Source organism: Polaromonas sp. P3_B1 (assembly GCF_056402935.1).
The window spans coordinates 24,488-50,616 of record NZ_JBFUGK010000037.1 but is presented as its reverse complement, the minus strand read 5'-3'; the positions used below and the strand labels follow the sequence as shown (position 1 = coordinate 50,616).

Genomic DNA, 26,129 nt, shown 5'->3' with positions numbered 1-26,129 from the left:
GGGATCAGGTGTGATCGCTCGCGATGACACCCTTGCGCAGCAGGATGTTGCCGTACTTGCGCTGCTCGCCGGTCTGCAGGATCACGAAGGCTGCTTGCGCGCGTTCGTAAAACGCAAAACGCTCCAGCGATGCGGCGGGGCGCTCGCCGGCCTGGTGCAGCACGGTGGCGAATTCGGCGACCGGTGCGGGAACCGCGTCGGGGTCGCCCACTACCTGCATGGTCCAGGCGGCGTCGGGTACAAAGTCGTCGAGCGGCAGCAGCCGCAGCACGGCGGCCAGCGCCTGTGGTGTGGTGGCGCCGGCCAGCGTCACCAGCCGCGCGCCGCTTTTGCGGGCCACATGGGCGGCCGGAAAGTTCGCATCCACAATCGCCATGTCATCGCCGTGGCCCATGCTGGCCAGGGCATGCAGGGCGTCAGGCGTGAGCAAGGGCGGAATGTGTTTGAGCATGGTAGAAAGCGGCGGTGACAGCGAACATTCGCACAACCTCGGGATTTCCCGCTGTCAATCACTGACATGTTAGTCATAACATAACTGAACTTTTATTGGGATTAACCCTGAACCGGCTTTGAAAAAGCACTTAATGAAATGACAACTTTGGACATGGCCCCTGTGTTTTCTCCTTGTGCAGCAAGTGGCCTGAGGCTGGGCCTGGGCGGCGCCCCTCTGGGTAATTTGTTTTCCGCCGTCAGCGACGCCGAGGCCCGGGCCCTGGTGGATGCGGCCTGGGCCGGCGGCTGCCGGACTTTTGATACCGCCCCGCATTACGGCCACGGCTTGTCGGAGCGGCGCCTGGGCGACGCGCTGCGCGGCCACCCGCGCGATAGCTATGTGCTGTCGAGCAAGGTGGGCCGGCTTTTGCTGCCCAATGCGAACGCGGCGCGCGCCCAGCACAGTTATGTGGACATCCTGCCTTTCAACCAGACCTGGGACTACAGCGCGGCCGGCACCCGCCGCAGCGTGGAAGACAGCCTTCAGCGCCTGGGCCTGCCTCGGCTGGACGTGGTCTATGTGCATGACCCGGACGTCGCCTCACACGGCGAACGCGCGCCGGCCGTGCTACGGCAGGTGCTGGACGAAACCCTGCCCATGCTGCACAAAATGAAGGAGGAAGGCCTGATACGCGCCATCGGCCTGGGCACCAACGATGTGGACGTGGTGCTGCAGGTATTGCGCGAGGCCGCGCTGGACGTGCTGATGCTGGCCGGGCGCTACAGCCTGCTGGACCACAGCGCGCTACCGGCGCTGCTGCCGCAGTGCGCGGCGCGCGGGGTACGCATTGCGCTGGGCGGCGTGTTCAACTCGGGCATCCTGGCGACGGGGGCGCAGGGCGGCACGGCCAGCTTCAACTACGCGCCGGCCGCCCGCGAGTGGCTGGAGCGCACGGCCCGCATCGAGTCGGTTTGCGCGGCGCACGGCGTGCCGCTGCGCGCTGCGGCCCTGCAGTTTCCACTGGCCCACCAGGCCGTCGACATCGTGATGCTGGGTGCGCGCAAGGTCGCCGAGTGGACCGATGCGGTGGCGATGATGCAGCACCCGATTCCGGCGGCCTTCTGGGCAGATCTGCGCGCCCAGGGCCTGTTGCCCGAAGAGGCGCCGACGCCGTGACCATCATCGATGCCCATTTTCACTGCTGGGAGCTGGCGCGCGGCGACTACGGCTGGCTCACGCCGGCCCTGGCGCCCATTTACCGCGATGTGGCCGTGGCCGATTGGCAGGAGCAGTCGCAGCCCCACGGCGTGCGCGGCGGCGTGCTGGTGCAGGCCGCGCCCACCGAGGCGGAAACGCGTTTCCTGCTGGAGCAGGCCGACGCCAACCCGGCCGTGCTGGGCGTAGTGGGCTGGGTGGATTTTCTGGCCGCCGACGCGCCGGCCCGCATAAAGACGCTGGCGCGGCATCCGCGCCTCAAGGGCTTGCGGCCCATGCTGCAGGACATCGCCGATCCCGAATGGATACTGCAACCTGCGGCGGCTCCGGCCCTGCGCGCCATGGCCGGGTGCGGCCTGGTGTTCGACGCGCTGGTCAAGTCCGCGCACCTGCCGCACATCCTGACCCTGGCCGGCCGCCATCCTGAACTGCGCATGGTGATAGACCATGGCGCCAAGCCCGACATCGCGGCGGGCGAGTGGCAGCCCTGGGCCGACGGCATTGCGCGCATCGCAAACGAAACCCAGGCCATGTGCAAGCTCTCGGGCCTGCTGACCGAAGCCGGTCCGCGTCCCGCGCCGGGCGCGGTGCGGCGCTGGGCTGAATATGTGTTGCAAACCTTCGGTGCCGATCGAGTCGTCTGGGGCAGCGACTGGCCGGTGCTGGAACTGGCTGCTCCCTATGCGATGTGGTGGGCCACCTCGCGGCAGTTGGTGGAAAGGCTGGACGAAAAGGGCCAGGCGGCCGTGATGGGCGGCAATGCAGCAAGGCTTTATGGGCTTGAGTTGCCTCCAAGAGCCGAGCATTCCTAAAATCCCCTGATGACCGAAGCCGCTTCTTCTTTATCTTCTCCCTCTTCAGTGCGCGTCTGCCGCGCCGACTACACCGACCCGGTGCATGCACGCGCCGTCGTGCAGTTGCTGGACAGCTATGCGCAGGACCCTGCCGGCGGTGGCAAGCCCCTCAGCGATTACGCCAAAGCCCATCTCGTCAAGGAGCTCGCTACACGCTCCCAGGCTTTCAGCGTGCTCGCATTTGACGGCGACAAAGCCGTGGGTCTGGTCAACTGCATCGAAGGTTTCTCTACCTTCGCCTGCCGCCCGCTGGTCAACATCCACGACGTGGTCGTGCTGCCCGGCTACCGCGGCCAGCGCATAGGCGAGAAAATGCTGGCGCTGGTGGACCAGATTGCCCGCGAGCGGGGCGCCTGCAAGCTGACGCTGGAAGTGCTGCAGGGCAACCTGGGCGCGGTCAAGCTTTACGAGCGCGTGGGTTTCGCCGGCTACCAGCTGGACCCGGCCATGGGGCAGGCGCGGTTTTTTCAGAAGTGGTTGGATTGAGATTGACCGGTGGACGGTCCCTGCAACGCCATCAAGGCTGCGAACGCCACCAACCCCAGCGCCGCTGAAAACCACAGCGCACCCGCACCAAAGCGGTCAATCGCCAGGCCGAACAGCCAGGGCGCCGTCGCCTGCGCAAACCGCGCCGGCACCATCAGCAGGCCCTGGCGCGCGCCGTAGTCGCGCACGCCGAACAGCACCAGCGGCAGCGTGCCCTTGGCAATCGTCAGCACGCCGTTGCCGGCGCCGTGCAGCAGGGTGAAGACCGCGCCGGCCGGCACGCCGAAAAACAGGAAAGCCGTCGCGCCCAGCGTGTGCAGGCTGCCGGCCACGCGGGCCGAGACCAGCGGGTGAATGTTGCGCAGCAAGCCGTATTCCAGCAGCCGGCCGGCCACCTGCGCGGGGCCGACCAGGCCGGCGAACACCAGCGCGGTGGCCAGCGGCACGCCGTGGGCCTGCAGCAGGCGCGGCAGGTGCGAAGCCATGGCCGTGCTGATAAACCAGGTCACGGCGAACACCAAGGCGAGCAGTACCGCCGTGCGGGTGCCGCTCCGAGAAGGGGATGAGTTTGTTATTGCGGGCTGGGCCGTGTCTGCATGCGCTGCGGCGGGAGCGACTGTTGCAGGCAACGACGGCAACCGCCAGTTAAGCGGCAGGCCCAGCAGCAAATGCAGCGCCGCCCAGGCCAGGCAGGTCGCACGCCAGCCCCATTCCAGCTCCAGCCAGGCCGACAGCGGCCAACCCACGGTGCTGGCAAAGCCGGCGAACAGCGTAATGCCGGTGATGGCACCGCGCGCATCCTTGCCGTACAGATGCACCAGCGCGGCAAAGCCCGCTTCGTAAAGGCCGGCGGCCATGGCCACGCCCAGGATCACCCAGCCCGAAAACAGGCCTGCCGGCCCCTGCGCCAGTGCCAGCACGACGAGGCCGGCGGCAAATACAAAGCTGTTGGCGGCCAGGACGGGCCGGCCGCCCCGGCGGTCAATCGCTTTGCCCGCGGCCGGCCCCAGCAGGGCGGAGACCACCAGCGCGGCCGAGAAGGCGGCAAACACCGTGGGCGTGCTGACGCCCAGCTCGCGCGCCATGGGCACGGCGAGGATGGCGGGCAGGTAGTAGCTGGAGGCCCAGGCCAATGTCTGGGCAATGCCCAGCTGGACGATGGTGGCGGTGCGGCTTGCTGTCGAAGTCACGGTTTCGAGGTTAGCAAGAAAAGCCTTGGCCCTTGGGGGCTCCTCAATCCGGGCTGGCCTTCTGCATGCCCAGCGCGCGATGCAGGGCCACGCCCGCGAGTGCACCTGCCGCCTGCGCCAGCACAAAGCCGGGCGCGCTGGCGGGCGCAATGCCCGCAAAGCTGTCCGAGAGCATGCGGCCCAACACGGCCGCCGGGTTGGCGAACGAGGTGCTCGCGGTGAACCAGTAGGCCGCACCTATGTAGCAGGCCACCATGGCCGGCGTCTTGGCCGCGGGCGCGCGCAGCACGACGAGGATCAGCCCGGCGGTTGCGACGGCCTCGGCCAGCCACTGGCCGGTGCTGCTGCGGACCTTGGCGCTGAGCTGTAGCATGCTCATGTCAAACATCGCATGGGCCAGCCAGGCGCCTGCGACGGCGCCCAGCAACTGGCTCGCGATAAAGCAAAGGGTTCTGCGTGTGCGCTTGACCGAGGCTTCGGTGCGCGCTCCCAGCACCAGGGTCACCAGCGGGTTGAAGTGCGCACCGCTGACCGGGCCCAGCAACTCGATCAGCACATACAGCGCGAACACGGTGGCCAGCGTGTTGGCCAGCAGGGCCACACCCATGTTGCCGGCCGAAAGCCGCTCGGCCATGATGCCCGAGCCTATGACGGCGCAGAGCAGGGCGGCTGTGCCTGCGAATTCCGCAAACGCCTGGCGCGCCAGCGGGGGCTCGCCAAGGGTTTGGGCATGGCCGGCTTCGGTGGGGCTTAGCAACACGCTTGAGCTGGGCGCGACGTTTTGCTGTCAGCACCAGCGCAGCAGGCAGAACCGGCGGCGGGCTTTGGCTCACTGAACACCGGGATGTTGCCGAGAGTGTGGAACTGCTCCCACGCAATACCCTGTGGGTCCGTCAGCCAGTATTTGTCGCTGCGGGCGTAGCAGCAAGTGGTCGGACCTTCGTCGAGCAGCGTCATGTCGGCGCGGGTTGCGTTCGCCTTGAGGGCGTCGAGCTCTTCGGCCTGGTCGACCTGTATGCCCAGGTGGTCCACGCCGGGGGCATCACCGCGCGTCGAGATGGCGAAGTTGACCGGTGGGTCGCTGAGCATCCACTTGGCGTAGTCGGCTTCGGTACGCGCGGGTTGCTGGTCGAACATGGCCGAATAAAAGGCGATGTTTTTTTCGAGGTCTTTGACATGCACGTGGACATGGAAGCGTTTCATGGTGCTCTCCTGGGGTGGTGGTTGAACGGTGAGTGCAGGGGGAATGGGGGGCAAGTTGTTAACAGGTGGTGCAACCGGCCTGCGGATCCACTTCGCAGGCGCCGCCTTCGCAGCAGTGCTCGGTCAAATAGCCGAGCAGGGCGTTCATCTGGGGGAAGTTCGCGCGGTAAATCAGGTTGCGGCCGCGTGCTTCGCTGCTGACCAGGCCCGAGTGCGACAACTCTTTCAGATGAAAAGACAGCGCGCTGGCTGCGATGCCCAATCGCTCGGCGATGGCGCCCGGTGTCAGGCCTTCAGGGCCTGCCACCACCAAGGCGCGAAAGGCGCGCAGGCGCTGGGCCTGGGCGAGGGCCGCCAGTGCCTTGACGGCGGCGCTTTCATCGAGGTTTGCGAGTTCAGGGGATTGGGCTAAGATTTCCATAATTCAAATATAGTTGAATTATTGAATTGAGGCAAATTGCCCTATGCTCAGCCCCTCTTATTTTTCTTTAACGCGTCAACTTCCAGGAGCAAAACCGCATGCCAGCCGTCCCCCAGGTCACGATTTACCACAACCCAAAATGCGGCACTTCGCGCAATGTGCTGGCGCTGATCCGCAATGCCGGCATAGAGCCTGAAATCATTGAATACCTCAAGACGCCGCCCTCGCGCGAGAAACTGCAGGAATTGATTGCGCAGATGGCCGTGCCCGTGCGTGAAGTGGTCCGGCAAAAGGAATCCATTTACCAGGAGCTGGGCCTGGACGCGCTCGGCGACGAGGCGCTGCTGGACGCCATGCTGGCCCATCCCGTGCTGATCAACCGGCCCATCGTCGTCACGCCGCTGGCCACACGCCTGTGCCGGCCCTCGGAAGCTGTGCTCGACATCCTGCCCTTGCCGCAGCGCGGTGCCTTCAGCAAGGAAGACGGCGAGCAGGTCATCAATGAGCGGGGAGAGCGGGTAACCCGGCCCTGATCTTTCACCGTTTTCCGGCCAGGCGCGCAAGCCGCGCGCCGCCGTTTTCCCCTGCGGATTTTCATTCGCCTTCTCCCGGCCTGTGGCGCTCCCGCCACTTCTTCAGGCCCGCTGCACCGTGTCACACAACTGCCATTGAACTGACACGAACGCGTCACCCCCCACTCCCAGAATCACGTCATGACCAGCATGACTGAGCACTCGATGGGACTTCACTCGCACACGCACGACAGGCCGGACGCAAACCCCGCCCGCAGCCTGGGCGCCGGCATCCAGGACCTGAATAAGCAGTGCCTGCGCATCCTGCGTTGCACGGCCCAGGCATTGGCCAACAGTCCCGGCGGTTTGCGCTTCAAGGCCGGCACCCGGCCCTGGCTGGAAGGCTTGTCGAATGCGCGGCCGGCGCTGATGGCCGGCCTGGGGCGGCCCGGCAAGGCGGTTTCGCTGGCCGCCGGTGATTGAGTGTCGACAAGCCCCTTGATGGGGCTTTTTTACAGGCGGCGAAGAAATGCCGCGAGTCCGGGTGAGTGAGCTGGCCGGGCTGGTCAAAACCGAAGTTGTTGAGACACGGAAACAAGGAACAAGGAGTTAGCCATGAAAGAACTGCCCAACCCCACCTTTGCATTGTCGCCAGTCGCAATGCCACGGGGGTCACTTCATCAAAGCGGTCATGCTGTCAGTCCAGCCCCTGTTCAAAGGGCTGCAGTGGGGAAAATCTCGGTCGGCTGGGCCCGGCACCAGGACGAGGTCCGGCAGGCGCAGCGCCTGAGGTACCAGGTGTTCGCGCTCGAGATGGGCGCCACGCTGTCCAAGACCTTGCCCGGCCACGATGTCGACCTGTTTGACGACTATTGCGAACACCTGCTGGTGCGCGACGCCGACACCCAGGAAGTCATAGGCACCTACCGCGTGCTCACGCCCACCCAGGCCAAGCGCGTGGGCAGCACCTACAGCGACACCGAGTTCGACCTGACGCGCCTGCGCGCGCTGCGCGAGCGCATGGTTGAGCTGGGCCGCAGCTGCGTGCATGCCGACCACCGCCACGGCGGCGTCATCCTGGCGCTGTGGGGCGCGCTGGCCGAATTCATGTCGCGCAACCAGCTCGACACCATGATTGGTTGCGCCAGCATCCCGATGCAGCACAACGGCGTCTCCAACGGCCACGCGGCCGCCAGCATCTGGCGCCAGGTGCGCGAAACGCACCTGGCCCCCATCGAATACCGCGTCACGCCGCGCCTGGCGCTGCCCGTCGAGAAGCTCGACGACACGCTGGACGTGGAGCCGCCCGCGCTGATCAAGGGCTATTTGCGCCTGGGTGCCAAGGTGCTGGGCGCGCCGGCCTGGGACCCGGACTTCAACTCGGCCGACCTGCCCATGATGATGCGCATCGCCGACCTGCCGCCGCGCTACCTCAAGCATTTCTCCGGCAAACCGGTGCCGGGCAACACCACGGAGGCCTGATGCGCAGCATGTTTGACGCCATGGGGGCGCTGGGCAACGGCTTCGGCGGGGCTGGGGGCGGGGACGACCACGATGATGACGATTCGCTGCGCAAGCGCTACCGCACCATCTTCATCTCCGACATCCACCTGGGCACGCCCGGCTGCCAGGCGGCGGCCCTGCTGGATTTCCTCAAGGCCCACCCCAGCGACAACCTTTACCTGGTGGGCGATATCGTGGACGGCTGGCAGTTGCGCCGCCGCTGGTACTGGCCGCAGTCGCACAACGACGTGGTGCAAAAGCTGCTGCGCCGCGCCCGCAAGGGTTGCCGCATCATTTATGTACCCGGCAACCACGATGAGTTTGCGCGTGAATTTATCGGCAACCAGTTCGGCGGCATCGAGGTCATCGATGAAGCCGTGCACACCACCGCCGACGGCCGCCGCTTGTGGATCATCCACGGCGACTACTTCGACGCGGTGGTGCAGTGCGCCAAATGGCTCGCCTATGTGGGCGACAACCTGTATGAATTCACGCTCAAACTCAACCGCCACCTGAACAGCCTGCGCGCCCGCATGGGCCTGCCTTACTGGTCGCTCTCGGCCTACCTGAAGCAAAAGGTCAAGAGCGCGCTCAACTACGTCACCGATTTCGAGGTGGCGGTCGCCAACGAGGCGCGCCGGCGCGGCCACCAGGGCGTGGTCTGCGGCCACATCCACCGCGCCGAGATGCGCGAGATCAACGGCGTGCTGTACTGCAACGACGGCGACTGGGTGGAGAGCCGCACCGCGCTGGTCGAAAACTTCGACGGCACGCTGGAGCTGGTGCACTGGGCGCCCGCCCATGAGACCCAGGGCCGCGGCCACGCCGCCTCCACGGTGGTCGCATGAGGATCGCCCTGGTCACCGACGCCTGGCAGCCGCAGGTCAACGGCGTCGTCACCACGCTGGTGGAGCTGGTGCGCGAACTCGCGGAACTGGGCCACCAGGTGGAGGTGATACACCCCAACCTCTTCAAGACGCGGCCTTGCCCCGGTTATGCCGGCATAGACCTGGCGGTGCGCCCCAAGCGCGGGCTGACCGACAAGCTGGACGCCTTCCAGCCCGAAGCCATCCACATCGCCACCGAAGGCCCCTTGGGCTGGGCGGCACGTGGCTATTGCATCAAGCGCCGCCTGCGCTTTACCACGGCCTTTCACACCAAATTCCCTGAGATCCTGCATGCGGCGCTCAAGATCCCGCTGTCCTGGGGCTATGCGCTGTTCCGCCACTTCCACAGGCCTTCATCGGGCGTGATGGTGCCCACCCAGGGCGTGCTGCGCATGCTGGAGCAACGCGGCTTCCAGAACCTGCGCGGCTGGACGCATGGCGTGGACACCGGGCTTTTCGGGTTTGAGCCGCAGCCGCGCCCGCATCCGCCCATGGGCACGCTGCTGCGCCCGGTGTCGCTGTTTGTGGGCCGGGTGTCTTACGAGAAAAACATCGAGTCCTTCCTCAAACTGGACATTCCGGGCACCAAGGTGGTCTGCGGCGTGGGGCCTCTGGAAGAGTCGCTCAAGCAGCGTTACCCCCAGGTCCGCTGGATGGGCGTGCTGGCCCGCGATGAGCTGGCCAAGGTCTATGCCGCGGCCGACGTCTTTGTTTTCCCGAGCCGCTCGGAAACCTTCGGCCTGGTGATGCTCGAAGCCATGGCGGCCGGCACGCCGGTGGCGGCTTATCCGGTCGACGGCCCGCTGGAAGTGCTCGGAAAAGCCGACGGAAGCTGTCACGGCGGTGTCATGAATGAAGATTTGCAACAGGCTTGTTACGGTGCGCTGGCCGTGCCGCGCCATGAAGCACGCCAACGCGCGCTGGACTTCAGCTGGGGCCATGCGGCGCAGCTTTTTGCGTCTTATCTCGTCAATGCCGCGCAAAACGGTGTCAAGACAGACCCCAAGGAGATGAAGGGCAGTCAGGGGGCCCGCTTGCCAGCTTCCACAGCTGGGGGCAATATCAGTTAAAAGTACTGTCACGACTTTGTCATGAAACCCGTCAACACTCTGGATTACGTTTGATGACAAAGACCACCCTTGTTGATGCCCACTTCACCCGCTTCTGTGGTCGCCGCCGCGCCACCCGTCCAGTTCCTGGACCGCGACCACAGCATTCTTGCTTTTAACGAGCGGGTGTTGGACTGGGCCAAACGCCCGGATGTGCCGCTGCTGGAACGGCTGAGGTTTTTGTGCATCGTGTCGTCCAACCTGGACGAGTTTTTCGAAGTCCGCACCGCGCCCCACCTGACGGCAGCCCAGGCCAATGAGCAAAAAGGGCCTTACTCGGTGCAATCTTTCAAGGCCTTGTCGTCCGCCGCGCACGACATGGTGGCGCGCCAATATTCGCTTTACAACGACGACCTGCTGCCGGCCTTTGAGCGCCAGGGCATACGCATTGTTTCGCACGGCGAGCGCAACGCCGCCCAGCGGCGCTGGGTGAAAGAATACTTCGAGCGGGAAGTCCGCCCGCTGCTGATCCCGGTCGGGCTGGACCCGTCTCACCCCTTTCCGCAGGTGGCCAACAAGTCGCTGAACTTCATCGTGCGGCTGGGCGGCCATGACGCCTTCGGCCGCGAGAACGACATCGCCATCGTCAAGGTGCCGCGGGTGCTGCCGCGGCTGATCCACATGCCTTCGCGCGGCCACCACAAGGAGGACAGGCTGTTCGTGTCGCTCTCCAGCGTGATACGCGCCCACCTGGCCGAGCTGTTCCCCGGCCGCGAGATGGGCCAGTTTTCGCAGTTCCGCGTCACCCGGCATTCCGACCTCGCGGTGGACGAGGACGACGTCAAGAACCTGCGCACCGCCCTGCGCCAGGGCCTGGAGCAGCGCCACTACGGCCAGGCCGTGCGCCTGGAGGTGTCGGCCGGTTGTTCGGAATACCTGGCCAACTTCCTGCTGAAGCAATTCAACCTGCCGGCACCGTCGCTGTACCGCGTTCACGGCCCGGTGAACCTGGTGCGCCTGACGCAGCTGGTGGACCTGGTCAACGACCCCAGGCTGCTGTTCCCCGCCCACAGTCCCTGCTACCCGACGCAGCTGCAGCCAGGCCAGTCCTTCTTTGAGCGGCTCAAGGAAGGTGATGTCTCCATCCACCAGCCTTTCGAGAGTTTCGACGGCGTGCTGGCTTTCCTGCGCGAGGCCGTCAACGACCCGCAGGTGCTGGCCATCAAGCAGACGATTTACCGCACCGGCTCCGATTCAGAACTGATGGTGCTGCTGCGCGAGGCCGTGCGGCGCGGCAAGGAAGTCACCGTGGTGGTGGAACTCAAGGCGCGCTTTGACGAAGAGGCCAACATCAACTGGGCAGAAATGCTGGAATCCATAGGCGCGCAGGTGGTGTACGGCGTGGTGGGGCTGAAGACCCACGCCAAGATGCTGCTGGTCACGCGCCGCGAAGGCCGGCATCTGGCGCGTTATGCCCACCTTTCTACCGGCAACTACAACCCCCGTACGGCGCGGCTTTATACCGACATCAGCTATCTCACGGCCGACCCGCTGATGACCGCCGACATCGACAACGTGTTTGTGCACCTGGCCAGCCAGAGCCGACTGCCCAAGCTGCACCACCTGTTGCTCGCGCCCTTCCAGCTCCACCACAAGCTGATTGCAAAAATCGATGCCCTCGGCGAAGCCGCGCTGCAGGGCAAGGACACGCGCCTGGTCGCCAAGATGAATGCGCTGACCGACGAAGACCTGATGCTGGCACTGGTGAGGGCAGGGCGCTGCGGCGTAAAGATCGACCTGATCGTGCGCGGCGCCTGCATGCTGCCCGCCCAGGTGCCCGGCGTGACCGACAACATCCGCGTGCGCTCGGTCATAGGCCGCTTCCTGGAGCATTCACGCGTCTTCTACTTCCGCTGCGCCGAAGAGGAGACCCTGCTGCTGTCGAGTGCCGACTGGATGAACCGCAACATGCTGCGCCGGGTTGAACTGGCCTGGCCCGTGACGGACCCGGTGATTCGCCAGCGCATCATCGACGAGTGCCTGGTGGCCTACCTGCATGACGGGCGCGACGCCTGGGACCTGCAGCCCGACGGCAGCTACCTGCGGGTCAATTCGCAGGGTGATACTCCGCGCCACGGTGCGCAGGCAGCTTTGATGACCCGCTATTCGGCCCCCCAACACCAGGACAAATAACATGGACCTCATCTTGTGGCGTCATGCGGAGGCAGAAGACTGGCCAGAAGGTGATCCACAAGGAGGCAGCGACCTGGAGCGTTCGCTCACGTCACGCGGCGAGAAGCAGGCCGCCCGCATGGCCAACTGGCTGGACCGCCAGCTGCCCGAAGGCGCGCGCATTTTTGTGAGCCCGGCGCGCCGCTGCGAGCAGACCGCACTCGCTCTGGGCCGAAAGTACAAGATCAGGAACGAACTGGCCCCCGACGCCACGGCCGCGCAGCTGCTGGAACTGGTGCAGTGGCCCTCGGCCAAGTCGCCCATCCTGGTGGTGGGCCACCAGCCCATCCTCGGCGAAACCATCGCGCAACTGCTGGGCCTTCAGGCCAGCGATTGCCCCGTCAAGAAGGGCGCGCTCTGGTGGCTGCGCAGCCGCGACCGTGAAGGCCACAACCAGACGGTGGTGGTGACGGTGCAGTCGCCTGAGGTGCTTTGAGCTAGGGTGTGGCCGGTATCGCGAGGAAAGCGGCTATTGCGTGTGCGTCCCTGTCGCGCGGATGCGTCATGTGGCCGTTGCGGCCATGCCAGCGGACAAAAACGGACCCGGTACAGCCCGGTTTTTTGGATGCCAAGGCTATAGTGCAAGTACTGAACCTTCGGATTCCGCGCCACACATTACGTTAGGGTCCCATGGCACTGTTTTTAAAAATCGCCATCCTGCTGTTCGGCCTCGCATTCATCGCCTCGGGCGTGAAGAGTGTCCTGCGCCGGGAAGCCAAATTCACATGGCATGAAGATAGCGACAAACATCGTGTCGTTGAAGGGCTTCCTGCGATCCTCGTCGGCCTTGGCGAGATCGCCTTCGGCTTGTGTATCCTCTTCGCCATGCGCGTGCCCGCGGCAAGCTGAGATTCGCATCGTCGGTAGCGCCTGATCCCTTCTTCAAACGGACACCTGATGGCACTGCTCAAGCCAAACCGCATCCTTTCTGAATGCCCATGAACGAACCCAATCCATACTCTCCGCCTGGCTCGCCCGTGGCCGATATCGAAGCACCCGAGCTACACGCATCCCGACTGAGGGCAGCGCGGTACGCTTTTGGCGCATTGGTCCTGCTTCAATTTCTTGCGACGTGTAGCTACGCGCCCGCATATTTCGAGCTGACTAGAACCGGCGCCGTCAGCTTCATCGCGTTCCTGGGCGCGGCTTTGGGCAATTTGTGCCTCTATTGCGCCACTCCTTTTGTGGTTCGTGAGCGTCCTCGCGGCCAGATAGCGTTTGTCGTCAGTGCCCTCATGCTCGGCCTGTCGTCACTTGGCTGGCAGTGGGCTTATGCGTGGACGTGGGTGATTGGCTTTGGTGCTTTGCTCGCTGTCGGTGGCATCCATCTTGTGCGCCGCGGCAGGGCATCCGTGTAGGCCGCACCACAAGCAGCCGCAACAGCATGTCGATCGACACCGACCCGCAACAGAAGGTGGTTTCGCCGAAAAGGCTGGTGGCTCGGTCACTTCTACGCTAGGCAGCTATCGTGACCATCATTCATGGCCCGAACTTTCAGCTCAAGTGCGATGACATGTTCTCAGCGCAGGGAAGATGGTTGAGCGAAACAATTGCAGCAATTCCTGACCTTGGCGACGGCACGACGATTGAACTCGGCTGGACCCTCCTCAGGCTCATAGCCGAAGGCGATGTGCTGCTCGTCCACGAACCGAACTTTGATGGGAACGCAAAGTCAGAAACGCGCTTCGACGTGACCGCCTCTCTGAAGGCGATTCTTGTGCAGTCTGAGTTCATGAAGCTTGGGCAGGAAGCGGCGTTGCCCACACGCTTCGATGACAAGGTCGTTCTCCGAAAAGGCTGCTTGAATGCGGAGGCGCTGTATGGCGAGCGTTCCGTACCATCAAGGGGAGATTCAGGTTGGTACTTTGGGCCAAGAGGGGAGGCAGGCCCTCCGGGAATGCAAGACCTTGAAGCAATTTGGGCATATGAACTTGTCGCAGCGCGGCCCGAGTTGTTGGCACCGCTGGTTCTGCCTGCCGGTTGGTTGGTCCTCTATGACGGCGCCGATCTTGCTGCGGTGGTGAACACCAGCAATGAGAAGGTTTGGCCGAGAGATGTCTAACCGGTCGATCGAGAGGCAGTCCAACACCAGGCTTCGCCTGCTGTCGGCCGCCCCTCATCTCAAACGTAATGACGCACAACCACACCTGGAGACGAGTTATGGCAAAGAAATCCAGTAGCGCAACGAAGGTCGTCGTACCTGGCGGCGTTGACGAGTACATCAAAGCCAGCCCTCAAGAGGTACGCCCCCAACTGGAGGACATTCGCGACGCTATTCAAAGCGCTTCTCCCGGCAGTTCAGAAACGGTCAGTTATTTTCAGATGCCGGGCTACTACTATGAAGGCTACGACTACAACGGGATGTTTGCCTGGTTTAGTTACAAGAAGCCATTTGTCCGCCTCCATGTGCGCCCACCGGTGCTCGAAGACCACAGCAAAGAAATTGAGGCCTATACCAAGACCAAGGCGATTGTCAGTTTCCCGGTGGATGAGCCGATACCAAAGGCGTTGGTGAAAAAACTGGTGAAGGCGAGCATTAAAGTCATGAAACAAAATGCGGCATGAGCCAATCACCCTCTGCTGACTCGGACCCCCTGTGCCTGGTGTTTATCCCGGCGCTCGTTGCGATATTGCTGAATGCTGAGCGGAAGAAGGGAGCGCCTTTGACCGAGGCTGAGGTCCTTGCTCTTCGAGACGCTGCAGCGTGCATGGCCATACCTGCATCCCAGGCGGCGATGCTGGCGGCTAAGCGTGGATATTCCGACATCGTCGCGGAGGACGCGTGGAACGAATGGAGGCGGGCCAGGGTTGGGCTTGTTCAAGAATGAATCAACAGCCCGCGATGGCCAATGCGGTGACCTACCCGATTGAAGGCGGATGCAGCTGCCGTCAGGTGAGGTACCGGCTGGAGAGCCGGCCGCTTTTTGTTCATTGCTGTCACTGCCGCTGGTGCCAGCGGGAATCCGGCTCGTCGTTCGCGCTCAACGCGATGATCGAAGGTGACCGGGTGACACAGCTTGCTCAGTCACCAGAGCTTGTCAACACGCCTACGGCGAGTGGGCGTGGCCAGTTGATCGCCCGTTGCCCTGCATGCCGGGTCGCGGTGTGGAGCAACTATGCCAGTGCGGGGCCGTTGATCAAGTTCGTGCGCGTTGGCACTTTGGACAATCCGGACCTTCTGCCGCCGGATATACATATCTTCACCGCCTCAAAGCAGCCGTGGGTAACCCTGCCGGAGAACTCGCCAGCGATGGAAGAGTACTACGACCGGGAGCTCTACTGGCCTGCAGAAAGCCCGGCGAGGCGAGAGGTGTTGCTTCCGCTTATTGATGCCTACCAGGCTGCGCAGAAGCGTGATGCCTGAGCCTTGCCTCGCGATGCCCCTGCCGACAACTGATCAGAGGCCCGCGTCAAACCTTGGGGTTTAGCCGTATGCGCAAACTTGTTCTTGCCGCGATAACCGGCTACCAGACCTACCTGTCTCCGTACAAAGGCTTTTGCTGCGCGTATCGTGTGCACACGGGGCACAAGAGCTGCTCGGCTCTGGGTTTCAGGGCCGTGCGTAGATATGGCGTTTTAATGGGTTTCGCGGTTCTCAGGCGCCGCACTTATTTGTGCGGTGTTGCTCACAGGCGCCACGCGAAGCCGACCAACCGGTTCCTTCACTCGCAGCAAGGCTTCTGCGATATTGGCTGTGATTTGCCCTGTGATCTTCCCGGCGTGGACGGATGCCTTTCGCCGGGTGATTTCGCTGGTTGCTGCGATGGTGGGGGCTGCGACTGGCCGAGTCGTAGCCGGAAGAGTCAAGAGGGTGAGAAATACGTGTATATCCCGCCGAACACCGGAGGCCGGAAGGTAAACCGGATTTGAAGTCTCACAGGCCCCAGTCCATTCTGTCTTGTCAACAGCCCTTCATGTCCTGCGTCTGGCCGTAAACTCATCCCCACAATGAACGCTTCTTATCGAAAGCCCCAGGTCTGTGTACTCGGCAGCGCCGAGCCCGGTTCCCGTGCCTATGAACTTGCCGGCCAGGCGGGTGAAGCGCTGGCCAAACTGGGCATTACCGTTGTGAGCGGCTGCGGCAGCCCCGCAACCAGGGTTGCCGCCGAGCGCGCCATTCAGGCAAACGGCCTGGTACTCAGCATCGTGCCCCCAGACCAGATGCCCGCGCCGGATTGGCCCGCCACGGTGGTGCTGCCCTGCGGCATGGGGGACGCGCGCAATCTGCTGATGGCCCTTGCCGGCGATGCCTGCATCGTCATCGGTGGCCGTGCAGGGACCAAATCCGAGGTGCACCTGGCCTGGCTGCACAAGCGGCCCCTGCTTCCGCTGGTCGGCTGCGGCGGCTGGTCTGACGAACTGCCGTCCAATCCTCCCGATGAGCGGGCGAACTCCCCGATCCTGCCCTGGAGCACCATCGCCGAGTTGCAGGAAAACCTGCGCAGTCTTGGATTGGTCAAGAGTGTGGCTTGACTTGTCTTTTAAAGAAACGCCTTCCGGCTGCGTGCGAGCCCGCCTTGTGCTGAATGCAAAGCCGCAAGCCAGGGAGCGCTGCTCAAACGTTGCCCAACCCCTCCCTCGTGACTTTCACCTCAAACGTTATGCGTCTTAGGCTATCCGCATCGGCTACGTTCCTGGCCTTCGCTCTGCTGGTCCAAGCCTTGTCTGGCTGCGCCTCGCCGCCGTCGAATACAGATTTTGTGATCGTGGAACCTGAGCGCTATGTTCCTCCACCCGCGGCGCCAATTCCGAATTTCGCGTTTGGCTGGCTGCCGGCCGAAGCAGCCAATGCCGACGCCTTCCGGGTTAAGGTCGGTAACAGGCAATACCTTGAGTTGATGAAGCGCGTGGGTCCGGAGAACATCAAAGCGGAACTTGCCCTGTTCGCCGAAAAAGAAGTTGTGGCTCGAAACTTCTGCCCCTCGCGCGTTGCTCGAACCAAGAGGCCTCAGGTTGTAGGCCCTCGCAGCGGTGAGTATGTTTGGGTGATGGTGGAGTGTGTGGGCAGATGATGAGAGTCCCGGCGCATAACTTGTCGCTCAACGTGGAACCGAACTTCCCGAATAGCTGCGCTTTTGCGTTCCCTCCATTCTGCGCATTCCCGCAGCCGGTCACCTTCAACCTTAGGCCTTAACAGGCGGAGTCACGTGAGAAACAATATTCGACAGGTTCTGACGCTTGCAGCCCTTGGCTGTGCACTGGGCAATGCGTTTGGCCAGCCTGCAGCCGCTGCAAATACGACTCAAAAATCAAACCAGTTCGTGGTTCAGGCCGAGGCCGCCTACAAAGGCATGCTCGAAGCGGAACGGGCGGGAAGCCTCACGTCCTATAGAAAGTTCAGGTCAAAGGCCGCTCTTGATGAGACACTTGGGAACCTGCGTAAAGCTGGGACTCCCGAGAACGAAGCTGGCGCCGCGTTGCAACGGGTATCAAAGTACTCGACAAGCCTGGATGGCTTTGATTTTGTGAAGGCCGAAGGACGGGCAAGCGTCGGGCGGCTCTTCTACCAAAAGCGTTGGAAGTCCAATGGCGAAGAAATGGTCGACTTCTTTGGCTACCTGATGCGGCTCGAGGACAACACGTGGAAAGTCGATTGTGTTGTGAATTCGACCGGAACAAAGCTCGGCATGAGCAAGTCGCGCAAGATTGAAGAACGGACCATTGAGGAAGTTGCTGAGCATCCATGTCTGAAGATGAGCTGAGGCCTGACTCTTCCTGGACGGATTCCCCCTCAAGAGGAAGGACCTGACCGATAGATTGGCCGGGTAGTCCGGCACTCTTGCGAGTGCCGGAGCCTGCCTCTGTGTAGTTTTAGCTGCCGAGCGTAGGCCGGCCGGTCTTGATCGCCGGAACCTGCTCCAGTGCCGTCAGGAAAGCGGCATCGGAAAGGCCGGCCAGCAGCTTGATGCCGGCGCGCAGCAATTCGCTTTTCTTGGCGGGGCGGGTCAGCCTGGCGGCGCGTTGCTTGAGCTCGTCGAGCACCACGTATTCGGCCTTGGGAATGGTGAAGCTGTCGCGCACCAGTTTTGGCTTTTTGGTTTTCTCGGGCTTGGCTGCCTTCACAGGTTTGGCGCTTGCCTGGGGCTTGGCGGCAGGCTTCTTGGCGCCGGTCTTTTTCACGATGGCTTTTTTAACCGTGCCTTTGCCGGCAGGGGCCTTGGGGCTGGACGCCTTTTTCGGGGCGGGCTTGGCGGCAGGTTTCACGGGAGCCTTGGGCGTTGCCGGGGCGGCGGGTTTCGCAGTTGCTTTTTTGCTGGTAGCCATGGATTGATCCTTTTTGGGTGCGGTCGAATAAACCGTATATACAGTTTATACGGTTTATTCGAAAACGGTCAAGCTGCCCCCGGCGGCGCCCAGGCGCATGAGGGGCGGGGCGGCAAGGGACGGATCAGGCGCTCGGAACGACCAGCGTCCACGGCGTCTTTTGCCAGGCCAGCACTTCTTCCTGCAGCAGGTGGGCCGATTGCGGGAAGGCCTGCGCCCAGCCGGCGCGGCAGTTCAGCACAAAAATCCGGCCAGGCTGGTCGCCGCATTCGAGCTGCAGGCCTTTGAGGTCGGGGTCGCGGCGCGCGTGGCACAGAATGACGGCCAGGCGCAGGCACAGCAACTGCTGGATGAACACCCGGTCCTCGAAATCGATTTCGAGCTTGCGCAGCTTGCCGCGGTGGCCCAGCACCAGCAGGCTGATGCGGTGCAGCTCAGGCAGGGCAAAACCCGGCGCGTCGGCGTTGTCCAGGATGTAGGCGCCGTGCTTGTGGTAGTCGCTGTGCGAGATCTGGCTGCCGATTTCATGCAGCTGCGCGGCCCATTCGAGCTTGCGCTGGAAACGTGCGGAATCGGCGGCGGGCATGCCGGCGCCCGCCATCGCGAACAGGTGGCGCGCCACCTTGCTCACGCGCTGGGCCTGCACCGGGTCGGCACTGAATTTATTGGCCAGGCGCTGTACCGTGGTGGAGCGCAGGTCGGTCAGGTCGTGTTCGCGGTCCAGCAGGTCGTAGAGCACACCGTGGCGCAGGGCACCCTGGGCAGCCTCCATATGCGAGATGCCGAGCAGGTCGAACACCGCGCGCAGCACGCTGACGCCGCCGCCTATGACGGCGCGCCTGTCGTCCTTCATGCCGTCGAGCTTCAGGCGGTCGGCGCTTTGGGCCTTGAGCAGCCTGTCCAGCAGCCAGTCGAGGCCCTCGCGCGTGACCTGGCCGGCGGGCCAGCCTGCAGCTGTCAGCACGTCGCTGACGGCGCCTATGGTGCCGGAGGAACCATAGGCCGTGTCCCAGGCCTCGGCGCGGTAGGCATTGACGGCCTCGTCGAGCACCGCCTTGGCGGCCACCTCGGCGCTCGTGAAGGCGCGCGCGGTGAACTGCCCCTCGGGGAAATACTTCATCGACCATGCCACGCTGCCGACGCGGTAGGACTCCATGGTGCGCGCGTCCAGGCCTTTGCCGAGGATCATCTCGGTGGAGCGGCCGCCTATGTCGACCACCAGCCGGCGTTCGTCGGATTGCGGCAGCAAATGCGCCACGCCCTGGTAGATCAGGCGGGCTTCCTCGCGGCCGGGAATGACGTCGATGGGAAAGCCGAGGATTTTGTGGGCGCGTGCGAGGAATTCCTCGCGGTTGCGCGCTTCGCGCAGGGTCTGGGTGGCGACCGCGCGCACCTGGTATTTCTTGAAGCCCGCCAGGCGCTCGCCGAAGCGCGCCAGACAGTCCCAGCCGCGCTGCATGGCATCCGGCGTCAGGTTGCGGTCGGCATCCAGCCCGTTGCCCTGGCGGACGGTTTCCTTGAGGTATTCGGTCCGGTGTATGCGGCCATGGTCAAAGCGGCCGATTTCGAGGCGAAAGCTGTTGGACCCCAGGTCCACAGCCGCGAGCAGCGTTCCATTTTGCATGCCTGAGTTTAAGAACCTATTTACGATTTATTGGGGGTCGCGCAGGAATCTTTTCGGGATGGGATGCAAGGCGCGGTGCGCCGCCAATAGCCCGCTATTGGCTAGCGCCGCAACGCCGCAGACCGCCCGAAAAGGCTCCTGCCCTCCGGGTTGGGGTGAAATCGGGTGATTTGGCTCCCCAGTCCCTTGCATGGGCATGAGCCCATGCGGCGGGCCCTGGGCCCCCAACTCTTCCCGATTGCACCCCAACGCGGCCCCCAATAAATCGTAAATAGGTTCTAAGGGCTGGGCATAGCTATCGCGTGGGACCTGCATCAGCATTTCGGCCTAACCGATGAGCCGGCCGTCGACCGTCATCATGCTCTGGGTGACGTAGGTGCTGCTGCGGCGCTGGGGGTTGAAGCTCACGCTGAAGCCGCCCATGTTCATGGCGCCGCGGCGCTGGAAGGCCCCCAGCACATTCAGGCGGTTCAAGGGACCGTCCACCTCATTGAGCACCTCATAGGTGTAGCGCGCGGCGATAAACCCGGCCAGGCTCAGGGCGGCGGGCGGCTCGTCGAAGAGGCGCGCCAGGGTTTCGCGGTAGGTCCGGACAATCGGCAGGCTGGCGTTGACCAGGGGCACGGGCTGGGTGGCGATCACCGGGGTGTTGCGCGCCGCGCCCATTTGCAGCATGGTCGTCAGGTTGACGTCCGCCAGGGCCACGATGTAGCGCTGGCGGGACTGCTTTTCCAGGCCCTGGGTGAATTCGGCCAACTCGGGTGTGCCGCCCACAAAGAGCAGCACGGCGGGCGTGCGGGGTGTGAGCTTTTGGCCCAGGGCGCGCAGGTCGCCCGCGCCCTTGAAGGGCAGCAACTTGAGCTGCAGGGCTGCGGCGATGCGTTCCACGTCGGCATGGTAGGCGCTGTAATCCTGTGCCGTGGCGTAGATCGCGCCCAGTTCCTTGAGGCCCATGGTGGAGAGGCTTTTGAGCGCGTAGGCCATTTGTTCCTGGCGCGCCGCAAAGATCGGGAAGGTCTTGTCGTCAATCTCGAGACTGGAGTTCTGCAGCCAGGGCGCCACGTGCGCCATCGGCAGCCCGCCCTTGTGGGAAAGATCCACGAGCTGGCTCGCGACAAGGTCACCGACGCTGCCGGAAAGGGCCACGCAGGCGGGGTTGTCCCTGACGGAATCGAGAGCGGCCTTGAGGCCGGCCGGCGTGCCGTCGGTTTCCAGCGTCAGGTGCTCGATGCGGCGCCCGCGAATGCCGCCTTTGGCATTGATGTCTTGCCAGGCGGCGCGCGAGCCGATCAGGAAGTCCTTGGAGACATCCTGTTGCGACTGGGAAAAATCCACCACCTGTGCCACGGCGAGGCTGCGCGATGCGGATTTTCCAGGCTGCGCCCATGCGGGCGCGGCAACGCCGGCCGCCAGCAGGCCGGCGTGCTGCAACAGGCGGCGGCGGGGGAGGAGGGGATTGGGCGGGAGCATGGTGAATTCCTGGTGTTTGTCGCCGTCAGATGTCAGACGAGGTACGGCGAAACTGTGAAGGCCCCTGCTTTCCGGGGAAAACAGGGGCCTGAAGCGGGCAAAAGCGGAGGCAAGGCGCGCGGCCTTGGCGGAAGGGTTATTTGCGGACTGGCGGGATCAAGACGGCGTCCACCACATGCACCACGCCGTTGGTGGCGGAGATGTCTGCGGTCTGCACCATGGCGTCCTCGACGATGACGAATTCGCCGGCCTTGGACAGGGCCACATTGGCGCCGTTGACGGTTTTGCTGTTGCCATTTTTGACGTCGGCGGCCATGACCTTGCCGGGAATCAGGTGGTAATTCAGCACGGCCTTGAGTTTGGCCGGGTCCTTGGCCAGTTCGTCCATGGTCTTGGCGGGCACTTTGGCAAAGGCGTCGTTGGTGGGGGCGAACACGGTATAGGGGCCGGCGCTCTTGAGCGTGTCGGTCAGGCCGGCCTTGGCCACCAGGTCGTTGAGCGTGCTCAGCTGGGACTGGGAAGCGATGGTGTCGGCCACGGACACCGGGGTGGAGGAGGTGGCGCAGCCGGTGAGGGCGGCGACGGCAGCGGCAATGACCAGAAAACGGCGGTTCAGCATGGAATTTCTCCTGATTAAGAACAGGGCCAAGCGTAGGAGCCGCCGGTGACAGATTCGTGACGGAAATTTAAAGGTTTTGTGACGCCGAGAGGGATGGAGGTGGCTTAGGGCACTGTCATATTTGTCACAAGCTTGTCACAGAAGATTCCTACAGTCGACGCATCACCTGATGCAGTCCTGATCAATCCCAACTGTTTCTAACCGTTTTCCAACCGCTTCTAACCGTTCCCAACTATTTACCAACCAGAGGTATTCTGATGAACCTGACTTACAAAGCATCCCTGACGGCCGCGATGGGCCTCGCCTTCGCCTCTTTTGCAACCCTGGCCACCGCCCAGGACGTGACCGGCGCCGGCGCCAGCTTCCCGGCTCCCCTGTATTCCAAATGGGCTGCCGATTACAACAAGGCCACCGGCGTCAAGATCAATTACCAGTCCGTCGGCTCCGGCGCCGGCATCAAGCAGATCGAAGCCAAGACCGTGGACTTCGGTGCTTCCGATGCGCCCCTGAAGGACGAAGAACTCAAGGCCAAAAACCTGGTGCAGTTCCCCACCGTGATTGGCGGCGTGGTGCCCGTGGTCAACATCAAGGGCATCGCCCCCGGCCAGATGAAGCTCAACGGCCAGCTGCTGGGTGACATCTACCTGGGCAAGATCACCAACTGGAACGATGCGGCCATCAAGGCGTTGAACCCCGGCCTGGCCCTGCCTGACGCCGCCATCGCACCGGTTCGCCGCGCCGATGGTTCCGGCACCAGCTTTGCATTCACCAACTACCTGAGCCAGGTCAACGCCGAATGGAAAGCCAAGGTCGGTGAAGGCACCGCGGTGAACTGGCCGGTAGGCGCAGGTGGCAAGGGCAATGAAGGCGTCGCCGCGTTCGTCGGCCGCCTGCCCAACTCCATCGGTTATCTCGAGTACGCCTACGTCAAGCAGAACAAGATGACCTACGTGCAGATGCAAAACCTGAGCGGCAGCTTCGTCTCTCCCGACGACGACACCTTCAAGGCGGCAGCCGCGGGAGCCGACTGGACCAAGACCTTCTACCAGATCCTGAACAACAAGCCAGGCAAGGATTCGTGGCCCATCACGACCGCCACCTACATCATGATGCAAAAGAGCCAGGACAAGCCCGCCCAGGCCGCGGCAGCCTTGAAGTTCTTCGAGTGGGTCTACAAGGGCGGCGACAAGACCGCAGCCGACCTGGACTATGTGCCCATGCCCGCAAGCGTCAAGGTGCTGATCGAAAAGTCCTGGGCTGACATCAAGGACACCTCCGGCAAAGCCGTTGCGTACAAATAAGACGGCAATTCCATTGCTGCCCATATTGTCCAGAACATAGGGGTTTTCCAACGTGTCCTCTACACTTCCCGCGAACCGGGCCGATTTTGACTACCCGGTCAAATCGTCCGGACGCGACATGGCTACACCACCCCCCCACAACCCAGTGCGCAGAAGCCCGCTGGCAGACCGGCTCTTTGGCTGGGCTGCCCAGGGAGCGGCGCTCCTGACCCTGGGTCTGCTGTTTGGCATCCTGATCTCGCTGCTCGTCGGCGCATGGCCGGCGATCAGCAAATACGGGCTCGGCTTCCTGACCAGCAGCGTATGGGATCCGGTCAAGAACGAGTACGGCGGCCTGGTGATGATCTACGGGACGCTGGCGACCTCTCTCATTGCGCTGGTCATCGCCGTCCCGGTGAGTTTTGGGATCGCCCTGTTCCTGACCGAGTTGTCGCCGGCCTGGCTCAAGCGCCCGCTGGGCACGGCCATCGAGCTGCTGGCGGCGGTGCCTTCCATCGTCTACGGCATGTGGGGCCTGCTGGTCTTCGGCCCGATTCTGGCCACCTATGTGCAGCAGCCGCTGCAGGGCATGCTCAAGGGCGTGCCTTACCTGGGCTCCCTGGTCTCCGGCCCGCCGGTGGGCATCGGCATCCTGTCTGCCGGCATCATCCTGGCGATCATGATCATTCCCTTCATCGCCTCGGTGATGCGGGACGTGTTCGAGGTGACGCCGCCGCTGTTGAAAGAGTCCGCCTATGGGCTGGGTGCGACGACCTGGGAAGTGGTCGGCAAGGTCGTGCTGCCCTATACCAAGGCCGGCGTTATCGGCGGAATCATGCTGGGTCTGGGCCGTGCGCTGGGCGAGACGATGGCTGTCACTTTTGTGATCGGCAACGCCAACCAGCTTGCCTCGCTCTCGGTGTTCGAGGCGGCCAACAGCATCACGTCCGTCCTTGCAAACGAGTTCGCGGAAGCCAGCAGCGACATGCACAGGGCGGCGCTTTTGTACCTCGCACTGGTGCTGTTTTTCATTACCTTTGTGGTGCTCACGCTGTCCAAGCTGTTGCTTAGCCGCATGAAGAAGAGCGAAGGGAAAAAATCATGAGTACTGGTAAAGCCCTGCTGGATGCCAAGACGCTGGCCGAAACGCGCCAGGCCAGGTTTGCGGCCCGCGACCGCGTGAACAAGATCGCCCTGGCGCTGTCATTTGCGGCGATGGCCTTCGGTGTGTTCTGGCTTGTCTGGATTCTCTGGGAAACGCTGCGCCTTGGCGTGAGCGGTCTGTCGCTGTCCATCTTCACGCAAATGACGCCCGCACCCGGCGATGAGGGCGGCTTGCTCAATGCCATCGCGGGTTCGCTGGTGATGGTGGGCATTGCCACCTTTATCGGGACACCGATCGGCATCATGGCCGGCATTTACCTGGCGGAATACAACCCGCGCGGCTGGCTGTCGTCCGTGGTCCGGTTTGTGAACGACATCCTGCTGTCGGCGCCATCGATTGTGATCGGCCTGTTCGTCTATGCCCTCGTGGTGGCGCGGTTCCAGAGTTACTCCGGCCTTGCCGGTGCGCTGGCTTTGTCCCTGATCACCATCCCCGTCGTCATTCGTACCACCGAGAACATGTTGCAACTGGTGCCTCCCGGTTTGCGGGAAGCGGCTTACGCGCTGGGCACGCCCAAGTGGAAAGTCATCCTGGCAATCACCTTGCGTGCGGCGCGTGCCGGTGTGGTGACAGGCGTGTTGCTGGCGGTCGCCCGCATTGCCGGTGAAACCGCTCCACTGCTTTTCACCGCCTTGAACAACCAGTTCTGGTCCTCCGACCTGACGTCGCCCATGGCCAGCCTGCCCGTCACGATTTTCAAATTCGCGATGAACATCGATCCGAACCTGCAGAAGCTCGCCTGGGCTGGTGTGTTCCTGATCACTGTCGCCGTGTTGGCACTTAACATCTTCGCGCGCATTTTGACGCGGAGCAAGAATTAAAGGGAAATCAAATGGTTGCAACAGTTGCCACCCAGGCGCCCCGCGCCAAGATCGCGGTGAAGGACCTGAACTTCTACTACGGCAAGTTCCACGCCCTCAAGAGCATCAACCTCGACATCCCCGAGAACAAGGTCACGGCCTTCATCGGGCCCTCGGGCTGCGGCAAGTCGACGTTGCTGCGCACCTTCAACCGCATGTTCGAACTCTATCCGGAGCAGCGCGCCGAGGGCACGATCGCACTCGATGGCGAGAACCTGCTGACCAGCAAGCAGGACGTCGCCCTGATCCGCGCCAAGGTCGGCATGGTGTTCCAGAAGCCGACGCCTTTCCCGATGTCGATCTACGACAACATCGCTTTCGGCGTGAAGTTGTTCGAAAACCTCAACGCCTCCGACATGGATGAGCGCGTCGAATGGGCTTTGCGCAAGGCCGCGCTGTGGACCGAAGTCAAGGACAAGCTCAACCAGAGCGGCTCCAGCCTCTCGGGCGGTCAGCAGCAGCGCCTGTGCATTGCCCGCGGCATCGCCATCAAGCCTGAAGTGCTGCTGCTGGACGAGCCCTGCTCGGCGCTGGACCCCATCTCCACCGCCAAAGTGGAAGAGCTGATCGCCGAGTTGAAGAACGACTACACGGTGGTCATCGTGACGCACAACATGCAGCAAGCCGCCCGCTGCAGCGATTACACGGCGTATATGTACCTGGGCGACCTCGTTGAATTCGGCGCGACGGAAGACCTGTTCTTCAAGCCGAAACGCAAAGAAACCGAAGACTACATCACCGGCCGTTTCGGATGAAGCAGATTGCCCCCTGTCTCGGCTCACTGCGTGTAGCCGGAATCCCCCTCAGGGGGACGGCGCTTGCGGCCCGGCAAAGCCGGTTGCGCGGCGCCCGCTGGTCTCGT

32 protein-coding genes are annotated in these 26,129 nt (G+C 63.3%); 23 read left to right on the top strand and 9 right to left on the bottom strand.

Going from position 1 to position 26,129, the window contains the following annotated elements:
- Window positions 1-4: 4 nt before the first annotated feature.
- Window positions 5-451, bottom strand: a complete 447-nt coding sequence (locus AC1DXS_RS19480) for an RbsD/FucU family protein (RefSeq protein ID WP_477739112.1) — start codon at window positions 449-451, stop codon at window positions 5-7.
- Window positions 452-604: 153 nt separating this feature from the next.
- Here AC1DXS_RS19480 and AC1DXS_RS19475 point away from each other — a divergent pair, with 153 nt between their 5' ends.
- The 3 genes from AC1DXS_RS19475 to AC1DXS_RS19465 are packed head-to-tail and all read left to right on the top strand — an operon-like array spanning window position 605 to window position 2,988.
- Window positions 605-1,609, top strand: coding sequence for an aldo/keto reductase (locus tag AC1DXS_RS19475; RefSeq protein ID WP_477739125.1), 1,005 nt, complete (start codon window positions 605-607; stop codon window positions 1,607-1,609).
- Window positions 1,606-2,460: an amidohydrolase family protein gene (locus AC1DXS_RS19470; protein ID WP_477739111.1), complete on the top strand. Its 855-nt coding sequence runs from the start codon at window positions 1,606-1,608 to the stop codon at window positions 2,458-2,460. Before AC1DXS_RS19475 ends, AC1DXS_RS19470 begins: the two co-directional genes overlap by 4 nt.
- A gap of 9 nt (window positions 2,461-2,469) precedes the next feature.
- Complete coding sequence (locus tag AC1DXS_RS19465) at window positions 2,470-2,988, top strand: GNAT family N-acetyltransferase (protein ID WP_477739110.1); 519 nt, start codon at window positions 2,470-2,472, stop codon at window positions 2,986-2,988.
- On the opposite strand, the gene AC1DXS_RS19460 is transcribed toward AC1DXS_RS19465, so the two are convergent.
- The 4 genes from AC1DXS_RS19460 to AC1DXS_RS19445 are packed head-to-tail and all read right to left on the bottom strand — an operon-like array spanning window position 2,970 to window position 5,802.
- Window positions 2,970-4,178, bottom strand: a complete 1,209-nt coding sequence (locus AC1DXS_RS19460) for an MFS transporter (protein WP_477739109.1) — start codon at window positions 4,176-4,178, stop codon at window positions 2,970-2,972. The genes AC1DXS_RS19465 and AC1DXS_RS19460 overlap by 19 nt on opposite strands.
- A 43-nt stretch (window positions 4,179-4,221) precedes the next feature.
- On the bottom strand, window positions 4,222-4,884 hold the full coding sequence (locus tag AC1DXS_RS19455) for an aquaporin (RefSeq protein ID WP_477739124.1): 663 nt from the start codon (window positions 4,882-4,884) through the stop codon (window positions 4,222-4,224).
- A 44-nt stretch (window positions 4,885-4,928) separates the two neighbouring features.
- Window positions 4,929-5,381: an ArsI/CadI family heavy metal resistance metalloenzyme gene (locus AC1DXS_RS19450; RefSeq protein WP_477739108.1), complete on the bottom strand. Its 453-nt coding sequence runs from the start codon at window positions 5,379-5,381 to the stop codon at window positions 4,929-4,931.
- Window positions 5,382-5,439: 58 nt separating this feature from the next.
- Window positions 5,440-5,802: an ArsR/SmtB family transcription factor gene (locus tag AC1DXS_RS19445; protein ID WP_477739107.1), complete on the bottom strand. Its 363-nt coding sequence runs from the start codon at window positions 5,800-5,802 to the stop codon at window positions 5,440-5,442.
- A 98-nt stretch (window positions 5,803-5,900) separates the two neighbouring features.
- Here AC1DXS_RS19445 and arsC point away from each other — a divergent pair, with 98 nt between their 5' ends.
- The 16 genes from arsC to AC1DXS_RS19365 all read left to right on the top strand — a co-directional run bounded on the left by arsC (window position 5,901) and on the right by AC1DXS_RS19365 (window position 17,687).
- Window positions 5,901-6,335: an arsenate reductase (glutaredoxin) gene (arsC, locus tag AC1DXS_RS19440; RefSeq protein WP_477739106.1), complete on the top strand. Its 435-nt coding sequence runs from the start codon at window positions 5,901-5,903 to the stop codon at window positions 6,333-6,335.
- A 180-nt stretch (window positions 6,336-6,515) separates the two neighbouring features.
- The gene (locus AC1DXS_RS19435) at window positions 6,516-6,797 is read left to right on the top strand and encodes a hypothetical protein (protein ID WP_477739105.1); all 282 of its coding nucleotides are present in this window, start codon (window positions 6,516-6,518) and stop codon (window positions 6,795-6,797) included.
- A 132-nt stretch (window positions 6,798-6,929) separates the two neighbouring features.
- On the top strand, window positions 6,930-7,796 hold the full coding sequence (locus tag AC1DXS_RS19430; RefSeq protein ID WP_477739104.1) for a GNAT family N-acetyltransferase: 867 nt from the start codon (window positions 6,930-6,932) through the stop codon (window positions 7,794-7,796).
- Entirely contained in the window at window positions 7,796-8,665 is an 870-nt protein-coding gene (locus tag AC1DXS_RS19425) for a UDP-2,3-diacylglucosamine diphosphatase (RefSeq protein ID WP_477739103.1), read from the top strand. The genes AC1DXS_RS19430 and AC1DXS_RS19425 overlap by 1 nt, the downstream gene beginning before the upstream one ends.
- The gene (locus AC1DXS_RS19420) at window positions 8,662-9,774 is read left to right on the top strand and encodes a glycosyltransferase family 4 protein (RefSeq protein ID WP_477739102.1); all 1,113 of its coding nucleotides are present in this window, start codon (window positions 8,662-8,664) and stop codon (window positions 9,772-9,774) included. The genes AC1DXS_RS19425 and AC1DXS_RS19420 overlap by 4 nt, the downstream gene beginning before the upstream one ends.
- A gap of 75 nt (window positions 9,775-9,849) precedes the next feature.
- Entirely contained in the window at window positions 9,850-11,946 is a 2,097-nt protein-coding gene (gene ppk1 / locus AC1DXS_RS19415) for a polyphosphate kinase 1 (RefSeq protein WP_477739101.1), read from the top strand.
- A gap of 1 nt (window position 11,947) precedes the next feature.
- Window positions 11,948-12,421 (top strand): SixA phosphatase family protein, encoded by a 474-nt coding sequence (locus tag AC1DXS_RS19410; protein ID WP_477739100.1) that lies wholly within the window; start codon window positions 11,948-11,950, stop codon window positions 12,419-12,421.
- Window positions 12,422-12,615: 194 nt separating this feature from the next.
- Window positions 12,616-12,834 carry a hypothetical protein gene (locus tag AC1DXS_RS19405; RefSeq protein WP_477739099.1) on the top strand — a complete coding sequence of 73 codons (219 nt, stop codon included), beginning with the start codon at window positions 12,616-12,618 and terminating at the stop codon, window positions 12,832-12,834.
- A gap of 89 nt (window positions 12,835-12,923) precedes the next feature.
- Complete coding sequence (locus AC1DXS_RS19400) at window positions 12,924-13,343, top strand: hypothetical protein (protein WP_477739098.1); 420 nt, start codon at window positions 12,924-12,926, stop codon at window positions 13,341-13,343.
- 110 nt (window positions 13,344-13,453) lie between these two features.
- Window positions 13,454-14,047, top strand: coding sequence for an immunity protein Imm33 domain-containing protein (locus AC1DXS_RS19395; RefSeq protein WP_477739097.1), 594 nt, complete (start codon window positions 13,454-13,456; stop codon window positions 14,045-14,047).
- Window positions 14,048-14,145: 98 nt separating this feature from the next.
- Window positions 14,146-14,550 (top strand): iron chaperone, encoded by a 405-nt coding sequence (locus AC1DXS_RS19390; protein ID WP_477739096.1) that lies wholly within the window; start codon window positions 14,146-14,148, stop codon window positions 14,548-14,550.
- 259 nt (window positions 14,551-14,809) lie between these two features.
- Complete coding sequence (locus tag AC1DXS_RS19385; RefSeq protein WP_477739095.1) at window positions 14,810-15,349, top strand: GFA family protein; 540 nt, start codon at window positions 14,810-14,812, stop codon at window positions 15,347-15,349.
- A gap of 68 nt (window positions 15,350-15,417) precedes the next feature.
- Entirely contained in the window at window positions 15,418-15,855 is a 438-nt protein-coding gene (gene yidD, locus AC1DXS_RS19380) for a membrane protein insertion efficiency factor YidD (RefSeq protein ID WP_477739094.1), read from the top strand.
- Between the two features lie 78 nt (window positions 15,856-15,933).
- Window positions 15,934-16,458, top strand: a complete 525-nt coding sequence (locus AC1DXS_RS19375; protein ID WP_477739093.1) for an SLOG cluster 4 domain-containing protein — start codon at window positions 15,934-15,936, stop codon at window positions 16,456-16,458.
- Between the two features lie 107 nt (window positions 16,459-16,565).
- The gene (locus AC1DXS_RS19370; protein ID WP_477739092.1) at window positions 16,566-16,997 is read left to right on the top strand and encodes a hypothetical protein; all 432 of its coding nucleotides are present in this window, start codon (window positions 16,566-16,568) and stop codon (window positions 16,995-16,997) included.
- 135 nt (window positions 16,998-17,132) lie between these two features.
- Entirely contained in the window at window positions 17,133-17,687 is a 555-nt protein-coding gene (locus AC1DXS_RS19365) for a hypothetical protein (protein WP_477739091.1), read from the top strand.
- Between the two features lie 109 nt (window positions 17,688-17,796).
- On the opposite strand, the gene AC1DXS_RS19360 is transcribed toward AC1DXS_RS19365, so the two are convergent.
- From AC1DXS_RS19360 to AC1DXS_RS19345, 4 genes are all read right to left on the bottom strand, one after another.
- Window positions 17,797-18,249: a hypothetical protein gene (locus AC1DXS_RS19360; RefSeq protein WP_477739090.1), complete on the bottom strand. Its 453-nt coding sequence runs from the start codon at window positions 18,247-18,249 to the stop codon at window positions 17,797-17,799.
- 124 nt (window positions 18,250-18,373) lie between these two features.
- A complete protein-coding gene (gene ppx / locus AC1DXS_RS19355) occupies window positions 18,374-19,873 on the bottom strand; it encodes an exopolyphosphatase (protein ID WP_477739089.1) in 1,500 nt (499 codons plus the stop codon).
- A 327-nt stretch (window positions 19,874-20,200) separates the two neighbouring features.
- A complete protein-coding gene (locus AC1DXS_RS19350) occupies window positions 20,201-21,343 on the bottom strand; it encodes an ABC transporter substrate-binding protein (protein ID WP_477739088.1) in 1,143 nt (380 codons plus the stop codon).
- 136 nt (window positions 21,344-21,479) lie between these two features.
- Window positions 21,480-21,962, bottom strand: a complete 483-nt coding sequence (locus tag AC1DXS_RS19345; RefSeq protein WP_477739087.1) for a fasciclin domain-containing protein — start codon at window positions 21,960-21,962, stop codon at window positions 21,480-21,482.
- Window positions 21,963-22,255: 293 nt separating this feature from the next.
- Between AC1DXS_RS19345 and pstS the strand changes: the two genes are divergently transcribed.
- From pstS to pstB, 4 genes are all read left to right on the top strand, one after another.
- Window positions 22,256-23,263 carry a phosphate ABC transporter substrate-binding protein PstS gene (pstS, locus tag AC1DXS_RS19340; RefSeq protein ID WP_477739123.1) on the top strand — a complete coding sequence of 336 codons (1,008 nt, stop codon included), beginning with the start codon at window positions 22,256-22,258 and terminating at the stop codon, window positions 23,261-23,263.
- 118 nt (window positions 23,264-23,381) lie between these two features.
- Window positions 23,382-24,347 (top strand): phosphate ABC transporter permease subunit PstC, encoded by a 966-nt coding sequence (gene pstC / locus AC1DXS_RS19335; protein ID WP_477739086.1) that lies wholly within the window; start codon window positions 23,382-23,384, stop codon window positions 24,345-24,347.
- Window positions 24,344-25,228 carry a phosphate ABC transporter permease PstA gene (gene pstA / locus AC1DXS_RS19330; protein ID WP_074574719.1) on the top strand — a complete coding sequence of 295 codons (885 nt, stop codon included), beginning with the start codon at window positions 24,344-24,346 and terminating at the stop codon, window positions 25,226-25,228. The genes pstC and pstA overlap by 4 nt, the downstream gene beginning before the upstream one ends.
- An 11-nt stretch (window positions 25,229-25,239) precedes the next feature.
- The gene (pstB, locus tag AC1DXS_RS19325) at window positions 25,240-26,022 is read left to right on the top strand and encodes a phosphate ABC transporter ATP-binding protein PstB (protein WP_436154924.1); all 783 of its coding nucleotides are present in this window, start codon (window positions 25,240-25,242) and stop codon (window positions 26,020-26,022) included.
- Window positions 26,023-26,129 lie beyond the last annotated feature (107 nt).